Raw genomic sequence first — 15240 nt, 5'->3', positions numbered from 1 at the left:
GAATCATGGACGCCTTGAGCCTTGTCTTGCAGGTCCGGACCTGCGGTCTGCTGCCGCTACAAGAATAGGTAAATACGAGTCCAGAAAAACTCAGAATAGAAGAAAAAGCCTCAACCTAGAATTCAAAAAAATGACGCTGATGGCCTGCTGGAAGGCCACTCGGATATAGGCGCTATTCGGGGTTTTAGGGATCATGAAGTTCATAAAAAAAATATCGTATGCCCTGAAACGCGCGGCTTTTAGGGCTTCTCCGGCTCTTGCCAAATCGCTAGGCGTCGATTTCCGGCTGCGTGTGCCTAGCCGGATGTTCATGGAGCAGGAGGTCTTCGACTACGTCAATGAACATTTCCGCCGCGGCGCGGCGGCGCCGGCGGCCAGGTGCCTTTTCATTGGCCTGGACAAGCACAACTGGCATTACGACCGGCTGCTGGATCTGGACTTCTATTCGATCGACCTGAATCCGCGCAACGCCGCCTACGGCCCGCCCAACAGGCACGTGGTGGGTTCGGCGACTGAACTGTCTTCGTACTATCCGCCGCATGGCTTTGACGTGGTGTTCGCCAACGGACTGATCGGCTTCGGCCTGGATACGGAAGACGCATTCAATCAGTTGATGTTTGAATGCCATCACGTGCTGGCCGACGACGGGATGCTGGTGCTTGGCTATAACGACAAGCCCGATCGGCTGAAATTCAAGGTCGAGCAGGCGAAGGGATTTCAGGTCTTCAAGACATTCGAACCCGGAATAGCGGGGATGACCGGCGCGCGCCACGTCGTGGCGGACGGGTTTCAGCATTGTTATGTGTTCTTGAGGCCGCGGCGCCTTGGACTGGCGCAGCAGGGCCTGGCTTGGTAGGGGCATCGCAAAGCGCAAAGCGGTCCGCCATTTCAAAAACGTAATCCCGCTATCCGCTTTCTGTCCGCATCGCTTTCCTAGAATTTGATCGTGCAGTCCCCTCCACGATACATAGGAAACAAGCATGCAGATCATCCGCAAAGCCGCATTCATCCTGGCACTGTCGGCCGCCGCTACCGGCGCGGCGCTGGCGCAGTCCGCGCCGCCGCCCGCTGGTTTGGCCAATCCTTATGGCCCCTCGTTGACGCGCGCCGAAGTGCTGGCCGACCTGGCGCTCTGGAAGCGCGCGGGGGTGGACCGGTTCTGGCGCGGCGAAGAGACGCCGGACATCTATAGCCCGGAGTACAAGGCGGCATTCACCGAATACTTCCGCCTGCGTTCGGGGCCGGAGTACCAGGCTGAAGTACAACGCCAGAACGCGTCGCGGCGATAGCCGCCGGCGCGGCAGGAGCGCCCGGCGTGGCCGAATCCTCCGTGATCAATCCCCCCGAGTCCAGCCCCAGGTTGCAGCTTGCCGACCTGGAGCTGGACTTGTTGCGTTGCCGCGCCTACCGCGACCGGCAGTTCCTGCCGCTCACGCCCAAGGAATTCGGCTTGCTGGCCATTCTGATGCAGCGGCCCGGGGTCGTGTGCTTGGGATGGGAGCTGGCCGAGCAGGTCTGGAAAATGAAGCTGCATATCCACGACAAGCGCAATTTCAAGTCGCATGCGGTTGCGGTCGCCATGCGCAGGCTGCGCAAGAAAGTGGACGCAGGCCCGGGGCCCAAGCTGCTGCATACGATACGGGGCGGCAGCTATATGCTGGCGGCGGGTCCTTTGTGATCGGCACAAGCCTTCATGCGCGGCCGGCAACTGCGCGGTGTCAAAAAAACGCGCGCCGGAAAGGCGCGCGGCGATCATCTGGCCTTCCCTTCGCGGAGGAGGGCGCGATCAAGGGACTCCCTGCATACAGCGTCTTGTGAAAGCTTGCGCTAGAACCGGTGGCGGATGCCCATGTTCACTTCGGTCGCCTTGACGTTGTCCAGGAACGCCCAGTTGGTGGTGTAGGACGCTACCGCATACAGATCGGTCCGCTTGGACAGGTTGTAGTTGTAGCCCAGGCTGTAGGTGTTGCTGGTGGCATCGCCGCCCGTGAGCTGCTTGTTGTTGGCGTCGGCGCGCTGCCACGATGCGAACGCGCCGCCGGATCTGCCGACCGGGGCGGCCAGCGCCAGCATGTAGGCGTTGGAGCGGAAGCCCTTGACGAATGCGTAGGACGGCGTGCCGGTGAAGCCGCCGATGCTGCCGCCATTGGGGAAGCCTTTGCCCGCGAACCAGCCGTCGCTCATGCGGTTGTAGGCCAGGGCGACCTTGACGACCTCGAAGTCGTAGGAGCCGCCGACAATGTAGGAGCGCGGCGTGGCGTCGGTCTGGCTTGGGCTCAGCTTGTTCGAGGCATTGAGCTGGTCATAGGTGGCAAAGCCCATCACGGGGCCGTTGTCGTAGCGCAGGCCGGCCGTGATGGCGCGGGTGTTGTCGGCGGTGGCGAAGCCTGTCTGGGCCAGGCGGCGGTCGTCGGCGTTGAAGGCATAGCCGACGGCGCCCTTGAAGCCGCCCATCGACGGGGTTTCATAGACGACCAGGTTGTCGTAGCGCACGAAGTAGGCCGAGCTGAAGCCCAGGCCCGCGCCGGTGTTCAACTGATTGAAGCCGCCGCCGAACGACGAGCCGAACATGCCGGTGAAGTAGCGCGCGGCGACGTTGTATTGCCGGCCCAGGCGGACTTCGCCCCAGTCGGCGCTGCCCAGGCCCACGGTGGCTTCGCGGCCGAACAGGCGGCCGCCTTGCAGCGAGTTGCCGTTGCGGCTGTCGTAGCCGGACTCCAGCTGGAAGAGCGCATACAGGCCGTCGCCCAAGTCTTCCTTGCCGCGCAGGCCCCAGCGCGAACCCGCGGTGGTGCCGGTGGTGGACCCGATGCGGCTGCTGTCGACGCGGGTGCGGCTGCCGGTGGCGGGATCGGTGTAGGCGCCATCGACGTTGGCGTAGCCGATGCCGGTGTCGATAAGGCCATAGAGCGTGACGGAAGAGGGCTGCGCATAGGCGGCGCCAGACAGTGCCGTGGCGGCCGCCGCGGCGTATAGCTTTTTCATGGGGACTCCGTGAGCGGGGAAGATCGATATGCGTCATACCGACCGGAAGCCACGGAAACCATGTCTTCTGGCGGATTGGCAGGGCCAGTGTGCAGGCCGTCGCCCGACAATCCGCAGTCATTGGAATTACAAATCCGATCGTCCCGGCGTCACGGTTCTGTCATGTCCGCATGGGTCGTACCCCGCCTGCCTTATCCCTCCAATCCCCCCAGATCCGGAGGCCGGTTCTCGATGATGGCCTCCATGCTGAAGAACCCGGTCACCGTGGAAAGCTCGAAATCCGTGATCAGCTTCTGGTAGAAGCGGTCGTACCCGGCCATGCCGCGGCAGACCACCTTGATCAGGTAATCCCAGTCCCCGCCGATGCGATAGAACTCCGTGACTTCTGGCAGGCGTTCCACATGTTGGCGAAAGCCGTCAGCCCAGGCCTTGGCGTGATGGCTGGTGCGGATCATCACGAAGACCGTCAGGTCCAGTCCCAGTTCGACCAGATTGACCTCGGCCCGGGTGCCGCGAATGATGCCGCAGGCGTTCAAGCGCTGCAGCCTGCGCCAGCAGGCGTTTTGCGACAGGCCGACGCGATCGGCCAGCTCGCGTTGCGACAGCGCGCCGTCCTTTTGCAGGCAGGAGATGATATTCAGATCAAATTTATCTATTTTTTCCATTTAAAAGATCAAATGACCCAATTTATGAGGTTTTTGGCAAAATTTAGGTGAGGTTTCAAATTTCTTTCCATCGTATGATATTTCGGTGTGCCCAGGAACATCCCCGACATGAATACGCCTACCAAAACGACCCCCGCCAAGATCACTCCGTTGCAGCAATTCCAGGAAAGCCTGAAGACGGACGACGTGGCCGCGGCGCTGGCCGAGGGGCTGATCGGCAAGGATGCGGTGGTCGAGGGGCCCTATGGCATCAAGCCGCTGGTGTACGCCGACTACGTTGCGTCCGGCCGGGCGCTGATGCAGGTCGAGCGTTTCATTCTTGAGCAGGTGCTGCCGTACTACGCCAACTCACATACCGAGGCGTCATACTGCGGCGGTTTCATTACCCGCCTGCGCCGCGAGGCGCGCGCGGCGATTGCGCGGTGCTGCGGCGCGAGCGATGAGCATGCCGTGATTTTTGCGGGGTCTGGCGCGACGGCGGGGATCAACCGGCTGGTGCATCTGTTCGGCGTGCGCGAGGCCATCGCCGCGGGCCGCAAGGTGCGCATCATCATCGGCCCCTACGAACACCATTCCAACATCCTGCCGTGGCGCGAATGCGGCGCTGAAGTCGTCGAGCTGGCGGAAAGCCCGGAAGGCGGCCCCGACCTGGCGCAGCTGGACGCGGCGCTGCAAGCCGGGGAGGGTGCGCTGGTCATCTGCGCGCTGTCGGCGGCTTCGAACGTGACGGGCATCGTGGCGGATGTGGCGGAAGTGACCCGGCGCGTCAAGGCCGCGGGCGCGAAGATGCTGTGGGACTACGCAGGTGGTGCGCCTTATCTGACGATGCGGATGACGCCTGCTGCCGACGCGGCGATCGACGCGATTGTTTTCTCGCCGCACAAGTTCATCGGCGGCCCGGGCGCCTCGGGCGTGCTAATCGTGCGCCGCGACGCGGTGCTGGACACCAAGCCCACCTGGCCCGGCGGCGGCACGGTGCGCTTTGTTTCGCCCGCGGGCCACGACTACAGCGGCAGCCTGGAAGCGCGCGAGGAAGCGGGCACGCCCAATGTGGTGGGCGATATCCGCGCGGCGCTGGTGCTGCTTGTGAAGGAAGCGCTGGGCGCCGATTTCATGCGCCAACGCAATCAACACTTCGTACAGCGCGCGCTGGCCAGATGGCAGGGCGCTGCGCAGTTGGAACTGCTGGGTTCGCTGACGGCGGCCCGTTTGCCGATCTTCTCGTTCCGGGTGCGCAACGGCCGCGGCGGCTTCGTGCATCAGCAACTGGTGACGCGCATGCTGAGCGACCGCTTCGGCATCCAGGCGCGCGGCGGTTGCGCCTGCGCGGGACCCTACGTGCATCGCCTGCTGGATATCGACGCGGAAGAGTCGCAGCAGATGCGCCAGGCCATCCTGGACGGCCGGGAAATGGAAAAGCCAGGCTTCATCCGCTTGAACTTCAGCGTGCTGCTGCCAGACGAGAAGGCCGATTTCATCCTGGATTCGGTGCTGGCGCTGGCCGCGGATGCGACCGAGTTCGAGCACCGCTACGGCTTCGATCCAAGCCGGGCCATCTTCTTCCCGCACAGCGCTGAGAAGCAGGCCGCCTGAGCCGCGCGCCCGCCGGCTGGCGGGCCGCTCAATCCTTCATCTGCAGGCCGCAGGTTCTGATCCATGCGGCCTTTTTGTCGGCCAGTTCCTCGGACGCGTCGCTCAGCGCGCGCGCCATCTTCGCCGGAAACTCGACCCCCTTGCGGCGGCAGGCCTCGAAGTCGTCGACCAGGGCGTAGCGCGCATCCAGCAGGTCCAGCCGGCCCTGGCACAGCTCGCGATTCAATTGCAGATCGTTGGATGCTTCGCGCGTGCGCTGCACGTCCTGCGCGCGGTCGATGCGCGCCTGCTCTGCCTGGACCTGCGCAACGCAGTCTTGCGCGACGGCGGGGGCGCTGGCGGCGCAGAGGAGCAGGACGGCGAGGGAGCGTCGGTCAAGAGCGGCCATGCGGGGATACCTTGGGAATGCGACTGAATGGGCAGCATCATAACTGCCGCGAGCATCAGTGCGCCGGATGGGCAGATCCGTCCGAACCCGCTGCCGCCAGATGCTTCCAGATCGCCTCGGCCACTGTCTGCGGCGCAATGCTGGCCATGTCGCCCTTTACGGCGGCTTCAATCGGATGCAGCCAGGGCACATACCGCAACGCAGGAGTGGCGCCGAACAGACCTATGGTCGGTATTCCGTGGGCCGCCGCAATGTGCATGCCCATGCTGTCGTTGGAAACAAACACCGAACAGCGCGCGATCAGCGCCTGGCTATCGCATATGTCCGTGGCCTGTTGCGTTGCGTCCAACAAAACAATGGACTCGGGCAGCAAGCTGCGAATTTCTTGGGCGATCTCCTGGACATCGCTGCCGCCCACCAATGCAAAACGCAGTCCGCTATCTTGCGCATGCAAGATGCGCGCGACCTCCGCAAAAGCTCTGCCGCTATAGCGTTTGCAGGGTATCGATCCATTCAAGCCGAAGCCAACCGTCCGCGATTGCGCTTGGCAGAACTGGATGGCCTTGCTGCTCGCCGAATCCGTACAGAATAGCGACGGATAACGTGGCTCATACTGATAGCCAGCCTTGGCATACAGCAACGGCAGCCATGTATAGATGTCGGGGTGCGGGGTTCCTTTGCGGCGTACCCAGAGACGATGCGTGAGCAGTGCCGCGAGATGCGGATGATGCATGCGTACGAAACCGATGCGCCGTGGAATTCCTGCCAAGCGGGCCGCCAGCGCAATGTGAGTACGGAAGGTAAAGAGAAACAGGCTGTCGTAGGCGCGATCCGCCAGCACCTGCTTCACCCGTGTGATTCGTTCCCAGCCTTGCAGCCGGTTTTCCGATCGCAGCGAGATGACTTCCCCTACATAGGGCTGAGCGCGGAACAGTTCTTGCGCGGACTCATTTTGAGTCATGAGCAATGAGACCGTCCCTCCGGTTTGTTCGGCCAATGCCCGGGCAAAAACCATGCTGAGCACTCCGTCGCCGATGCCGCCGGAAATATAAATCGCACAATTTCGCGCAGTGCTGCACGAGACGGAGGGGGCGGTCGACATGGCATCCAATAGATACGCTCACTGCCCTTTGAAAAGGAACTGAATTTCGGATCCATTAGTCTGGCGGAGGTATGTTTCCTGCGTGTGTAGTTTTTTGTATTGAATATATGGAAAGAGTGTTGTGCGATGGCCCTGGATCAGGTGATGGCAGGTGGGGGTGCAGCGGGCGCATGACGCATCCCATGCCTCTTAAGTTCTACTCCAATTTATCCCCTGGTTACTGGTCGAAAACCCAGTTTACGGTTGCCTGAAACTCGCCTACTGTTCTTTACATATCAACGACTTGCAACGCCGCCTGGCGCGCTCGCGAGACAGTCGGAGATAGAAATTTCTGTTTTATCAACAAGTTACGTTGGAGATGAAAGAGAATGACAGATACCCTCATCAAGGTCGACCTGGCCCAATCCCCCTACGAGAACGCACAGATCCACAATCGCTGGCATCCGGACATTCCGATGGCCGTGTGGGTCAAGCCCGGGGATGACTTCGTGCTGGAAACCTATGACTGGACCGGCGGCGCAATCAAGAACGACGACAGCGCCGACGACGTCCGCGACGTGGACCTGTCCACGGTGCACTTTCTCTCGGGGCCGGTGGGCGTGGAAGGGGCCGAGCCTGGCGACCTGCTGGTGGTGGACCTGCTGGACATCGGCGCCAAGCCGGACAGCCTGTGGGGGTTCAACGGCTTCTTCAGCCGCAATAACGGCGGCGGCTTCCTGACCGAGCATTTTCCGCACGCGCAGAAATCCATCTGGGATTTCCATGGCATGTTCACGTCGTCCCGCCATATCCCGGGCGTGAACTTCGCCGGGTTGATCCATCCCGGGCTGATCGGCTGCCTGCCGGACAAGAAGCTTCTGGATACCTGGAACCGGCGCGAGCAGGCGCTGATCGACACCAATCCCAACCGCGTGCCGCCGCTGGCCAATCCGCCCGCGCCGAAGACGGCGCACATGGGCGCCATGCAGGGAGCGGAGCGCGACAAGGCGGCGGGCGAAGGCGCGCGCACGGTGCCGCCGCGCGAGCACGGCGGCAACTGCGACATCAAGGACCTTTCGCGCGGCGCGCGCGTGTTCTTTCCGGTCTATGTGAAGGGCGGCGGCCTGTCGGTGGGCGACCTGCATTTTTCGCAGGGCGACGGCGAGATCACGTTCTGCGGCGCCATTGAAATGGCGGGCTGGGTGCACATGCGCGTGTCGCTGATCAAGGGCGGCATGGACAAGTACGCGATCAAGAATCCGATCTTCAAGCCCAGCCCGATCACGCCGGCCTACAAGGACTTCCTGATCTTCGAAGGCATTTCGGTGGACGAATCCGGCAAGCAGCACTACCTGGACGTGAACGTCGCGTACCGGCAGGCCTGCCTGAACGCCATCGAGTACCTGAAGAAGTTCGGCTATTCGGGCGCCCAGGCGTATTCGTTGCTGGGCTGCGCGCCGGTGCAGGGGCATATCAGCGGGGTGGTGGACATCCCTAACTCCTGCGCCACGCTGTGGCTGCCGACGGAGATTTTCGACTTCGACATCCAACCGTCGGCGTCCGGCCCCGTCAAGCACATCCAGGGCGGCGTGGACATGCCGCTGTCGCGCGACCGCTAGGAGCCATCCCATGCCCATGTATGACTATGCCTGCGGCGATTGCGGCGAGTTCGCGGCGCTGGTGCCTCTGGCCCAGTGGCGTGATCCCGCGGCCTGCCCGCAATGCGGCGCGATGTGCGGCCGCATCCTGGGCGGAGCGCCGGCGATCTCGGCGCTATCGTCCGCGGTGAACCGGGCGCGCGCGGTCAATGAACGCAGCGCCCACGAGCCGCGCAGTTCGCGTTCCGGCCACGGCATGAATTGCGGATGCTGCTCCGGCGGCAAGACGGCGGGCAAGACGCGCACCACGCCCGATGGGGCGAAGTCGTTCGCGGGCGCAAGGCCCTGGATGATCAGCCACTGAGGACGCGCCGATGGCGCATAAAACAAGGCCCCGCTCGAGCGGGGCCTTGTTCTTGCGAGGCGCGAGCAACGGGTTCAGGCCTCCAGTGGCGCCACCGCGGCGCCCTGGATCTTGTGGCGGGCCAGGGCTTCGGCGACGAAGCCCGATTTCTTCATGGCCTCGACGAAGGCGGCCAGGTAAGCGCTGGCCTTGTCGCCGCGGCTCTTGGGCACGCCCATGGCCTGCCGGATCAGCATGAAGTGGCCGTCCAGCAGGCGCAGGCCGCCCAGGCGCTGCGCGTCGGCTTCAAGCTGCTGCTTCACGCCTGCGGCGACTTCCATGTTTTCCTGCATGAAGGTGTCGACGACGGCGGGCGAGGTCGGCGCGCGGAAGATCTCCGCCTGCTTGAGTTCCCGCGTGAGGTGCAGGTCGTAGGCGCTGCCCTTGCCGACCACCACGCGCTGGCCCTTGCGGTCCACCTGGTCCATGCTGGCGATGGGCGAGTCCTGGCGCACCAGGTACGCGCCTTCGATGACCACGTAGGGCGCGGTGAATGCGATCTGCGCGCCGCGCAGCGGATCGATGGCGAAGAAGCCCACGTCGGCCTCTTCTGCGGCCACGGCATTGACGGATTCGCCGGCCGACTTGAAGACCACCAGTTCCAGTTGCACGTCCAGGCGCCGCGCCAGTTCAGTTGCCAGGTCGACCGAGACGCCGCCGGCCTGGCCGGTGACGGGATCGGCGTGGGCGAGGATGGGATTGCCCAGGTTGATGGACGCGCGCAACGCGCCGGTGGGGGCGAAGGCGGAAAGCAGCTCGTGGTCGGTCTTCATGGTTTCCTTGGGCGTAGGGGCGCGCGCTGGCGCGCACGATGCGGCAAGCATAGCCGCAAGCGCGCGCGTTGCGCGATGCCTTATTGTGCGCGGCGCAGTACGTAGTGCGGGGCCAGCGGACCTGTAGGTCGGGTGCCGTCGCGGTACAGCATGGTCACCTGGTTTTCGCCCACGAAGTAGCGCTGGCTGTCGCCGGACGCGTCCAGGCGGATGGTGCTGCCGTCGGACTCCCAGCTGAATGTGCCGGTTACCACCTCGGGCTGCGGCTGGCGGTCCAGGTACTGGGTCTGTCTTTCGTAGCGGCCATCCTGTTCCAAGGTCAGGCGGGTTCGGATGCCCGGGCAGTCGGCGCAGGGCAGGGTGCCTTCGTAGCTGCCGGCCCAGTCCAGCGAATCGCGGGCGGTGTGGCTGTCGACGGGGGCGGAACCGCCGGCGCCGGGCCGGGAGGGCGCGCAGCCGGCGAGCAGGGCTAGCGTCAGGGCGCAGGTCAGGGTGGTTTTCATCATGGCGAGCTCCTGTTTGGCAAACCGGTCACGATACGGACAGTAACGGGGCGGTGCTGAAACGGGATGTAAAGCGCGGGGGCCGGCAGCGGCCGTGCATGCGCTACGCTACCTTATTTTCCAGGCGCACCGGCCCGGGCCTTCCCTCTTGAACAGGACGATTCCGATGAAAGGCGAACACCGTTACAACGTCACCGTCGACTGGACCGGCAACACCGGCTCCGGCACGTCCAGCTACGCGGCCTATTCCCGCGACCACGTGATCCGTGCGGCGGGCAAGCCCGATGTGCCGGGATCGTCCGATCCGGCCTTCCGCGGCGATCCCGCGCGCTGGAATCCCGAGGACATGCTGGTGGCGTCGCTGTCCGCGTGCCACAAGCTCTGGTATCTGCACTTCTGCGCGGTCGAAGGGGTGACGGTGGAGGCCTACCGCGACGAGGCCGAAGGCGTCATGGTCGAGGACCGCGAGCGTGGCGGCTTCTTCAGCGCCGTCACCTTGCGCCCCGAAGTGACCATCCGCGCTGGCGACGACGCTGCGCTGGCGGCCGAACTGCACGAGCGCGCGCATCATTTCTGCTTCATCGCCAATTCGGTCAACTTCCCGGTGCGTTGCGAGCCGCGCATCGTGCAAGCTGCCTGAGGACCATCGCCATGCTGACCATTTGGGGACGCCGCAGTTCATTCAATGTGCAGAAGGTGCTGTGGCTGGCGGGAGAGCTGGGCCTGGAGTACGAACATGTGCTGGCTGGCGGCGAGCACGGGCTGCTGGACACGGCCGAGTTCCGCGCCATGAATCCGCACGGCAAGGTGCCGCTGCTGCGCGATGGCGCGACGACGGTCTGGGAGTCCCATGCCATCCTGCGCTATCTGGCCGCACGCGACGGCGCCGGCCGCTTCTGGGTGGACGACCCCGCGCAGCGGGCCGGCGCCGACGGCTGGATGGACTGGGCCCAGACCGCCTTGCAGCCAGCCTTTCTGACGGGCGTGTTCTGGGGCTATTACCGCACTCCCGAGGCGCAGCGCGACACGGCGGCCATCGAGCGCTCCATCGCCGCCACGCATGCCTGCCTGCGGCAACTGGACCGCGCGCTGGCGGACCGTCCGTATCTGGGCGGCGAAACCCTGGGCCTGGCCGACATTCCGGCGGGCACCACGCTCTACCGCTACTTCGAACTGGACATCCCGCATCCGTCCATGCCCCATCTGCAGGCCTGGTACGAGCGCCTGCAGGCCCGTCCAGCCTATCGCGAACATGTGATGGTGCCGTTCGGGGAGCTGCGCGGACGGCTGGCTTTCTAGCCGGATTTACAAATTTTCCGGCGGGCGATGTCACGTCATGGCAGGCTGTCTCGTCCTACGGGTAATGGCGCCGCATCCTGCGGCGCATGCCTACCTTGCCGGAGACCCGCCATGAGCACCGCCCGCCTGAACGCCTACACCGCCTCGCCCAAGGCCATGAAAGCCATGATCGCCCTGAACGACTTCGTCGAAAGCTGCGGCCTGGAACACAGCCTGCTCGAACTGGTGAAGATGCGCGCTTCGCAGATCAATGGTTGCGCCTACTGCCTGCACATGCATTCCACCGATGCCCGTAAACAGGGCGAAACCGAAATGCGCCTGTACCTGCTGGATGCCTGGCGCGAATCTTCGCTGTACAGCGAGCGTGAGCGCGCCGCGCTGGCGTGGACGGAGTCGTTGACCAGACTTGCCGATACTCGCGCGCCGGACGCGGACTACGCCGAAATGGCAAGGCATTTCAACGAGGAAGAGCAGGTCAACCTGACCGTCGCCATCAACATGATCAATAGCTGGAACCGCATCGCAGTCGGGTTCCGCTCGCAGCATCCCAAGCACTGAGGCCAGGCCGTATGAGCGCGTCCGCCATTCCCGATGCCGTTGCCGACTTCGAGCCCCATCGCAGGCATTTGCAGGGCCTGGCCTACCGCATGTTGGGGTCATGGGCGGAGGCCGAGGACATCGTGCAGGACGCGTGGCTGCGCTGGCGCGACGCGGACCGCGGCCGGGTCGAGACGCCGCGCGCCTTCCTGTCGCGGACGGTCACGCGGCTGTGCCTGGACCAGTTGAAATCGGCGCGCGCGCGGCGCGAGGAGTACGTGGGGCCATGGCTGCCCGAACCCTTGCCCGACGCGGGCAGCTATGAGGCGGCGGGTGCGGGGGAGATTGCGCACGATCTGTCGGTGGCGCTGATGCTGGCGCTGGAGCGCCTGTCCGCATTGGAACGGGCCGCTTTCCTGCTGCACGACGTGTTCGACATGCCGTTCGCGGAGATCGCGGCGACGCTGGGCCGCAACGAGGCAGCCTGCCGCCAGTTGGCCGCGCGGGCGCGCAGCCGCGTGCGCGACGCGCGTCCGCGGTTCGCAGTGACGGAGCAGGAAGGCGCGCGCATCGCCGATGCCTTCTGGCAGGCATCGCGCGCGGGCGATGTGGATGCCCTGCGCAGCCTGTTGGCGCATGACGCCGTGCTGCATGCGGACGGCGGCGGCAAAAAGCTGGCCGTGTTCAGGCCCATTCTGGGCAGCGACAAGATCGCGCGTTTTTTTGCCGGTCTGGCGAAAAAGCCCAGCGGCCAGTTCCTGGACGCCGTGGTGACGCAATTGAACGGCATGCCGGGGGTGCTGGCGACCGAACTGGACGGTTTGCCCCGGTCCACCACGCTGGAGGTGCGCGACGGCAGGATCGCCGCCATCTACATCGTGCGCAACCCTGATAAGCTGCGCCATGTCGCGGCGCCGCCGCCGCAGCCGACCGCGCCCCAGGATGATTCCGCACCTCACTGACTATCCGCAGGACCTGCCCGTACTGGGGCTGGAAGGCTTGCGTCTGCGCCCATTGCGGGAAGCAGACGCGGCCGATTGGCACGCATATCTGCGCGACGAGGCGGTCACGCGCCATACCAGCTGGCAGTTGGACGGACCGGATACGCTGGTGCGCCTGATCCGCGGTTATGGTCAGCCAGCGGTATCGCACAGCCTGCGCCTGGCCATCGTCACGCTGGACGGCGTCTTGGCGGGCACCATAGGCTTGAACGAGATCGCTGCGTCCGCGCGGCGCGCGGAGATCGCCTATGACGTCGCGCCGCCGTACTGGCGGCGTGGCATCGCCACGCGCGCCTGTGTGTCCGTGACCGAGTGGGCCTTGCGCGAGCAGGGCTTCGCACGCATCCAGGCTACCGTGCTGGATACCAACGTGGCGTCGGCCGGCGTGCTGGAACGCTGCGGATTTCAGCGCGAAGGACTGATGCGCCGCTACCGCCTGGTGCGCGGCGAACCTCGCGACTTCTGGATGTACGCGCGGGTCGCTGCCGCGCAGGACTGACGCCCAACCAATTCGAGAAAACCATGACCTCCGCTTTGATCGTGATAGACGTGCAGCGCGCGCTGTTCGAGACGAATCCCGCGCCAGCCGATGCCGAGGCCGTGCTGGCCCGCATCAATGCGCTGGCCGGGCCTGCGGCGGACATTGCCTTCGCCGCCGTGGTTGCCCGGTGACCGCCATGGATCCTGAACTGCTGTCCCTGCTGGTCACGCGCACCATGCCCTTCGGCAAGTACCAGGGACGCCTGATCGCGGATTTGCCCGGGCCCTACCTGGCCTGGTTCGCGCGCAAGGGCTTTCCGCCGGGTGAATTGGGGCGTCTGCTGGCCCTGATGCACGAGCTGGACCACAACGGCTTGTCTTCCTTGCTGGCGCCGCTGCGCCAGTCCGCGCCGAAGAAGTAGGGCGCGGCCCGCGTAGGGCGGCCCGCCAGAGAAACCCCGGGAAACAACTGTGGCGGATTGTGTAGCGTCTTGGCACGCCGCGCGCCAGCGGCCGGGGATACCATAGTGCGGCATGTCCAGGGGCCCCGGAGCGCGCCCTGGACGTCAGTCCATTGAAGAGAGGTCGTCATGAAGAAACTCCACATTTCCGCCTTCCTGCTTGCCGCCTTGTGCGCGGCCGGCGCCGTACAGGCGCAGAATGCGGCGCCCGTCACGCAGGAATACCAGTACCCCAGCGTGCGCTCCAAGGACGGCAGCCTGTCGCCGCCTTCCACGTTGCGCATGACGGTCACGCCCGAAGCCGGCTCCGCGCCCGCGGTCATCCGCGACACGCCGGAAAGCCAGGCCCAGTACGTGCGCTGCCGCGAAGTGTCGGACCGCGCCGCCGTGTCGAACGCGCAGATGCAGGCCGGCGTGGCGCAGTGCCTGAAAGAGCTGGAGCAGCGTCGCCAGCAATAGGGCGCGCGCCGCCGCCCAACGGGCGGCTTTCCGTTCTGGTCAAACGGTAATAATATTCAATCTCATCAACAGCGCTGCCCGCCGCGACGGAGCCGCCATCTTGACCGCCGCCCATCCCGAACCTGATTGGACCGTATCGGCCGCCACGCCCGCTATTTCGCTGGCGGGCGGCACGCTGCGCTTTGGCCGCGACGAGCGCGTGCAGGAGCGCCTGGAGCCGGGCCTGAAGCTGGTGCTCGTGCTGGACGGGGACCTGCGCTATAGCGTGCGCGGCGCCGCGTCCACCCGCGTGAGCGGGCCCGCGCTGCACCTGAGCGTGTGCCAGGACGCCATGGGCATGGAGCACGAGTTTGGCGCCCATCAGTCCTTGCGCTTCGTGTCCCTGCGCACGGGACTGGACCATCTGCGCGATGCCTTTGCCATGGACCCGGCCCAATTGGCGGGCCTGCTGCGCGCGCCGCGGGCCGTTGGCGCATACGCCGAGGCCAATATGCGGGCGGACCGCAAGCTGGAGGCTCTGGGCCACCAGATGCTGGCCTGCCCGGTGCAGGGCGCCCTCAGGCGCATGTACCTCTCGGCCAAGGCGCTGGAACTGACCGCGCTTGCCTTGGGCGCGCTGCAGCCGGCGGAGCAGGGCGCTCCCGTGCGCGGCCTGACGCGCGCCGACGTGGAACGCCTGCATCACGCGCGCGACCTGGTTGCGGCGAACCTGCAGGACCCGCCCTCGCTGCCCGAACTGGCGCGACGCGTGGGCGTGAACGTCAACAAGCTCACCACCGGCTTTCGCAAGCTGTTCGGCCAGAGCGTCTACGCCTACGTGCGCGAGCGGCGCATGGAGCAGGCCCAGGCGCTGCTGGCCGAAGGCGCCTATACCGTGTCCGAGGCGGCCTACGCCTGCGGCTATACCGATTCGCACTTCACCAAGGCGTTCCTGCGCCGCTACGGCGTGCTGCCCAGCAGTGTCGCGCCGGGCCGCTAAGGCGTCGAAACTTCGGCAATCGCCAGCAAGACTTC

General features: G+C 65.0%; 21 protein-coding genes. 15 read left to right on the top strand and 6 right to left on the bottom strand.

The window, feature by feature from the left end; genetic code table 11:
- Nucleotides 1-193: 193 nt before the first annotated feature.
- The 3 genes from IB257_RS08070 (at nt 194) to IB257_RS08060 (ending at nt 1678) form a co-directional block, all read left to right on the top strand.
- A complete protein-coding gene (locus IB257_RS08070) occupies nt 194-856 on the top strand; it encodes a class I SAM-dependent methyltransferase (RefSeq protein ID WP_192492122.1) in 663 nt (220 codons plus the stop codon).
- 124 nt (nt 857-980) lie between these two features.
- On the top strand, nt 981-1289 hold the full coding sequence (locus IB257_RS08065; protein ID WP_119449262.1) for a DUF4148 domain-containing protein: 309 nt from the start codon (nt 981-983) through the stop codon (nt 1287-1289).
- A gap of 26 nt (nt 1290-1315) precedes the next feature.
- A complete protein-coding gene (locus tag IB257_RS08060) occupies nt 1316-1678 on the top strand; it encodes a winged helix-turn-helix domain-containing protein (RefSeq protein ID WP_192492121.1) in 363 nt (120 codons plus the stop codon).
- Between the two features lie 149 nt (nt 1679-1827).
- Here the strand turns inward: IB257_RS08060 and IB257_RS08055 are convergent, their stop codons facing one another.
- Both IB257_RS08055 and IB257_RS08050 read right to left on the bottom strand, forming a co-directional pair.
- Complete coding sequence (locus IB257_RS08055; RefSeq protein ID WP_054452591.1) at nt 1828-2985, bottom strand: porin; 1158 nt, start codon at nt 2983-2985, stop codon at nt 1828-1830.
- A 191-nt stretch (nt 2986-3176) separates the two neighbouring features.
- On the bottom strand, nt 3177-3650 hold the full coding sequence (locus tag IB257_RS08050; RefSeq protein WP_054452588.1) for an Lrp/AsnC family transcriptional regulator: 474 nt from the start codon (nt 3648-3650) through the stop codon (nt 3177-3179).
- A gap of 108 nt (nt 3651-3758) precedes the next feature.
- Between IB257_RS08050 and IB257_RS08045 the strand changes: the two genes are divergently transcribed.
- Nucleotides 3759-5243, top strand: coding sequence for an aminotransferase class V-fold PLP-dependent enzyme (locus IB257_RS08045; protein WP_192492120.1), 1485 nt, complete (start codon nt 3759-3761; stop codon nt 5241-5243).
- A 28-nt stretch (nt 5244-5271) separates the two neighbouring features.
- Here IB257_RS08045 and IB257_RS08040 read toward each other — a convergent pair whose 3' ends face one another.
- Together IB257_RS08040 and IB257_RS08035 are read right to left on the bottom strand one after the other, a co-directional pair.
- Nucleotides 5272-5631: a hypothetical protein gene (locus tag IB257_RS08040; protein ID WP_054452577.1), complete on the bottom strand. Its 360-nt coding sequence runs from the start codon at nt 5629-5631 to the stop codon at nt 5272-5274.
- 55 nt (nt 5632-5686) lie between these two features.
- Complete coding sequence (locus tag IB257_RS08035) at nt 5687-6733, bottom strand: glycosyltransferase family 9 protein (RefSeq protein WP_054452574.1); 1047 nt, start codon at nt 6731-6733, stop codon at nt 5687-5689.
- 368 nt (nt 6734-7101) lie between these two features.
- Here IB257_RS08035 and fmdA point away from each other — a divergent pair, with 368 nt between their 5' ends.
- Together fmdA and IB257_RS08025 are read left to right on the top strand one after the other, a co-directional pair.
- The gene (gene fmdA, locus IB257_RS08030; RefSeq protein WP_175213736.1) at nt 7102-8331 is read left to right on the top strand and encodes a formamidase; all 1230 of its coding nucleotides are present in this window, start codon (nt 7102-7104) and stop codon (nt 8329-8331) included.
- A 10-nt stretch (nt 8332-8341) separates the two neighbouring features.
- Nucleotides 8342-8674, top strand: coding sequence for an FmdB family zinc ribbon protein (locus IB257_RS08025; RefSeq protein WP_125472600.1), 333 nt, complete (start codon nt 8342-8344; stop codon nt 8672-8674).
- A 74-nt stretch (nt 8675-8748) separates the two neighbouring features.
- On the opposite strand, the gene IB257_RS08020 is transcribed toward IB257_RS08025, so the two are convergent.
- Together IB257_RS08020 and IB257_RS08015 are read right to left on the bottom strand one after the other, a co-directional pair.
- Nucleotides 8749-9486, bottom strand: a complete 738-nt coding sequence (locus tag IB257_RS08020; RefSeq protein WP_119449266.1) for an ABC transporter substrate-binding protein — start codon at nt 9484-9486, stop codon at nt 8749-8751.
- Between the two features lie 80 nt (nt 9487-9566).
- A complete protein-coding gene (locus IB257_RS08015) occupies nt 9567-9992 on the bottom strand; it encodes a copper resistance protein NlpE (RefSeq protein WP_054452565.1) in 426 nt (141 codons plus the stop codon).
- A 163-nt stretch (nt 9993-10155) separates the two neighbouring features.
- Here IB257_RS08015 and IB257_RS08010 point away from each other — a divergent pair, with 163 nt between their 5' ends.
- From IB257_RS08010 to IB257_RS07970, 9 genes are all read left to right on the top strand, one after another.
- On the top strand, nt 10156-10629 hold the full coding sequence (locus IB257_RS08010) for an OsmC family protein (RefSeq protein ID WP_054452562.1): 474 nt from the start codon (nt 10156-10158) through the stop codon (nt 10627-10629).
- Nucleotides 10630-10640: 11 nt separating this feature from the next.
- Nucleotides 10641-11288 (top strand): glutathione S-transferase family protein, encoded by a 648-nt coding sequence (locus tag IB257_RS08005; protein ID WP_192492119.1) that lies wholly within the window; start codon nt 10641-10643, stop codon nt 11286-11288.
- A gap of 111 nt (nt 11289-11399) precedes the next feature.
- Nucleotides 11400-11846 (top strand): carboxymuconolactone decarboxylase family protein, encoded by a 447-nt coding sequence (locus IB257_RS08000; RefSeq protein WP_054452557.1) that lies wholly within the window; start codon nt 11400-11402, stop codon nt 11844-11846.
- An 11-nt stretch (nt 11847-11857) separates the two neighbouring features.
- Entirely contained in the window at nt 11858-12787 is a 930-nt protein-coding gene (locus tag IB257_RS07995; RefSeq protein WP_119449268.1) for a sigma-70 family RNA polymerase sigma factor, read from the top strand.
- Nucleotides 12768-13325: a GNAT family N-acetyltransferase gene (locus IB257_RS07990; RefSeq protein ID WP_192492118.1), complete on the top strand. Its 558-nt coding sequence runs from the start codon at nt 12768-12770 to the stop codon at nt 13323-13325. Before IB257_RS07995 ends, IB257_RS07990 begins: the two co-directional genes overlap by 20 nt.
- Before the next feature lie 23 nt (nt 13326-13348).
- Nucleotides 13349-13498: a hypothetical protein gene (locus tag IB257_RS07985; RefSeq protein WP_225588762.1), complete on the top strand. Its 150-nt coding sequence runs from the start codon at nt 13349-13351 to the stop codon at nt 13496-13498.
- A gap of 5 nt (nt 13499-13503) precedes the next feature.
- Nucleotides 13504-13728 carry a DUF3820 family protein gene (locus IB257_RS07980; RefSeq protein WP_041655832.1) on the top strand — a complete coding sequence of 75 codons (225 nt, stop codon included), beginning with the start codon at nt 13504-13506 and terminating at the stop codon, nt 13726-13728.
- Nucleotides 13729-13896: 168 nt separating this feature from the next.
- On the top strand, nt 13897-14226 hold the full coding sequence (locus IB257_RS07975; RefSeq protein ID WP_054452546.1) for a hypothetical protein: 330 nt from the start codon (nt 13897-13899) through the stop codon (nt 14224-14226).
- A gap of 100 nt (nt 14227-14326) precedes the next feature.
- Nucleotides 14327-15205, top strand: a complete 879-nt coding sequence (locus IB257_RS07970) for an AraC family transcriptional regulator (protein WP_175164269.1) — start codon at nt 14327-14329, stop codon at nt 15203-15205.
- Nucleotides 15206-15240: the final 35 nt, after the last annotated feature.

The organism is Achromobacter sp. ACM03, from assembly GCF_014851665.1.
In the GTDB taxonomy this organism is placed as follows: domain Bacteria; phylum Pseudomonadota; class Gammaproteobacteria; order Burkholderiales; family Burkholderiaceae_B; genus Achromobacter; species Achromobacter aegrifaciens.
Note: the sequence above shows the minus strand (reverse complement) of the source record. Positions and strands in the feature narration are given on the sequence as shown.

Coding starts and splice junctions, on each gene's coding strand:
- IB257_RS08070 (WP_192492122.1), top strand. CDS start 194: ATGAAGTTCATAAAAAAAATATCGTATGCCCTGAAACGCGCGGCTTTT.
- IB257_RS08065 (WP_119449262.1), top strand. CDS start 981: ATGCAGATCATCCGCAAAGCCGCATTCATCCTGGCACTGTCGGCCGCC.
- IB257_RS08055 (WP_054452591.1), bottom strand. CDS start 2,985: ATGAAAAAGCTATACGCCGCGGCGGCCGCCACGGCACTGTCTGGCGCC.
- IB257_RS08050 (WP_054452588.1), bottom strand. CDS start 3,650: ATGGAAAAAATAGATAAATTTGATCTGAATATCATCTCCTGCCTGCAA.
- IB257_RS08045 (WP_192492120.1), top strand. CDS start 3,759: ATGAATACGCCTACCAAAACGACCCCCGCCAAGATCACTCCGTTGCAG.
- IB257_RS08040 (WP_054452577.1), bottom strand. CDS start 5,631: ATGGCCGCTCTTGACCGACGCTCCCTCGCCGTCCTGCTCCTCTGCGCC.
- IB257_RS08035 (WP_054452574.1), bottom strand. CDS start 6,733: ATGTCGACCGCCCCCTCCGTCTCGTGCAGCACTGCGCGAAATTGTGCG.
- fmdA (WP_175213736.1), top strand. CDS start 7,102: ATGACAGATACCCTCATCAAGGTCGACCTGGCCCAATCCCCCTACGAG.
- IB257_RS08025 (WP_125472600.1), top strand. CDS start 8,342: ATGCCCATGTATGACTATGCCTGCGGCGATTGCGGCGAGTTCGCGGCG.
- IB257_RS08020 (WP_119449266.1), bottom strand. CDS start 9,486: ATGAAGACCGACCACGAGCTGCTTTCCGCCTTCGCCCCCACCGGCGCG.
- IB257_RS08015 (WP_054452565.1), bottom strand. CDS start 9,992: ATGATGAAAACCACCCTGACCTGCGCCCTGACGCTAGCCCTGCTCGCC.
- IB257_RS08010 (WP_054452562.1), top strand. CDS start 10,156: ATGAAAGGCGAACACCGTTACAACGTCACCGTCGACTGGACCGGCAAC.
- IB257_RS08005 (WP_192492119.1), top strand. CDS start 10,641: ATGCTGACCATTTGGGGACGCCGCAGTTCATTCAATGTGCAGAAGGTG.
- IB257_RS08000 (WP_054452557.1), top strand. CDS start 11,400: ATGAGCACCGCCCGCCTGAACGCCTACACCGCCTCGCCCAAGGCCATG.
- IB257_RS07995 (WP_119449268.1), top strand. CDS start 11,858: ATGAGCGCGTCCGCCATTCCCGATGCCGTTGCCGACTTCGAGCCCCAT.
- IB257_RS07990 (WP_192492118.1), top strand. CDS start 12,768: ATGATTCCGCACCTCACTGACTATCCGCAGGACCTGCCCGTACTGGGG.
- IB257_RS07985 (WP_225588762.1), top strand. CDS start 13,349: ATGACCTCCGCTTTGATCGTGATAGACGTGCAGCGCGCGCTGTTCGAG.
- IB257_RS07980 (WP_041655832.1), top strand. CDS start 13,504: ATGGATCCTGAACTGCTGTCCCTGCTGGTCACGCGCACCATGCCCTTC.
- IB257_RS07975 (WP_054452546.1), top strand. CDS start 13,897: ATGAAGAAACTCCACATTTCCGCCTTCCTGCTTGCCGCCTTGTGCGCG.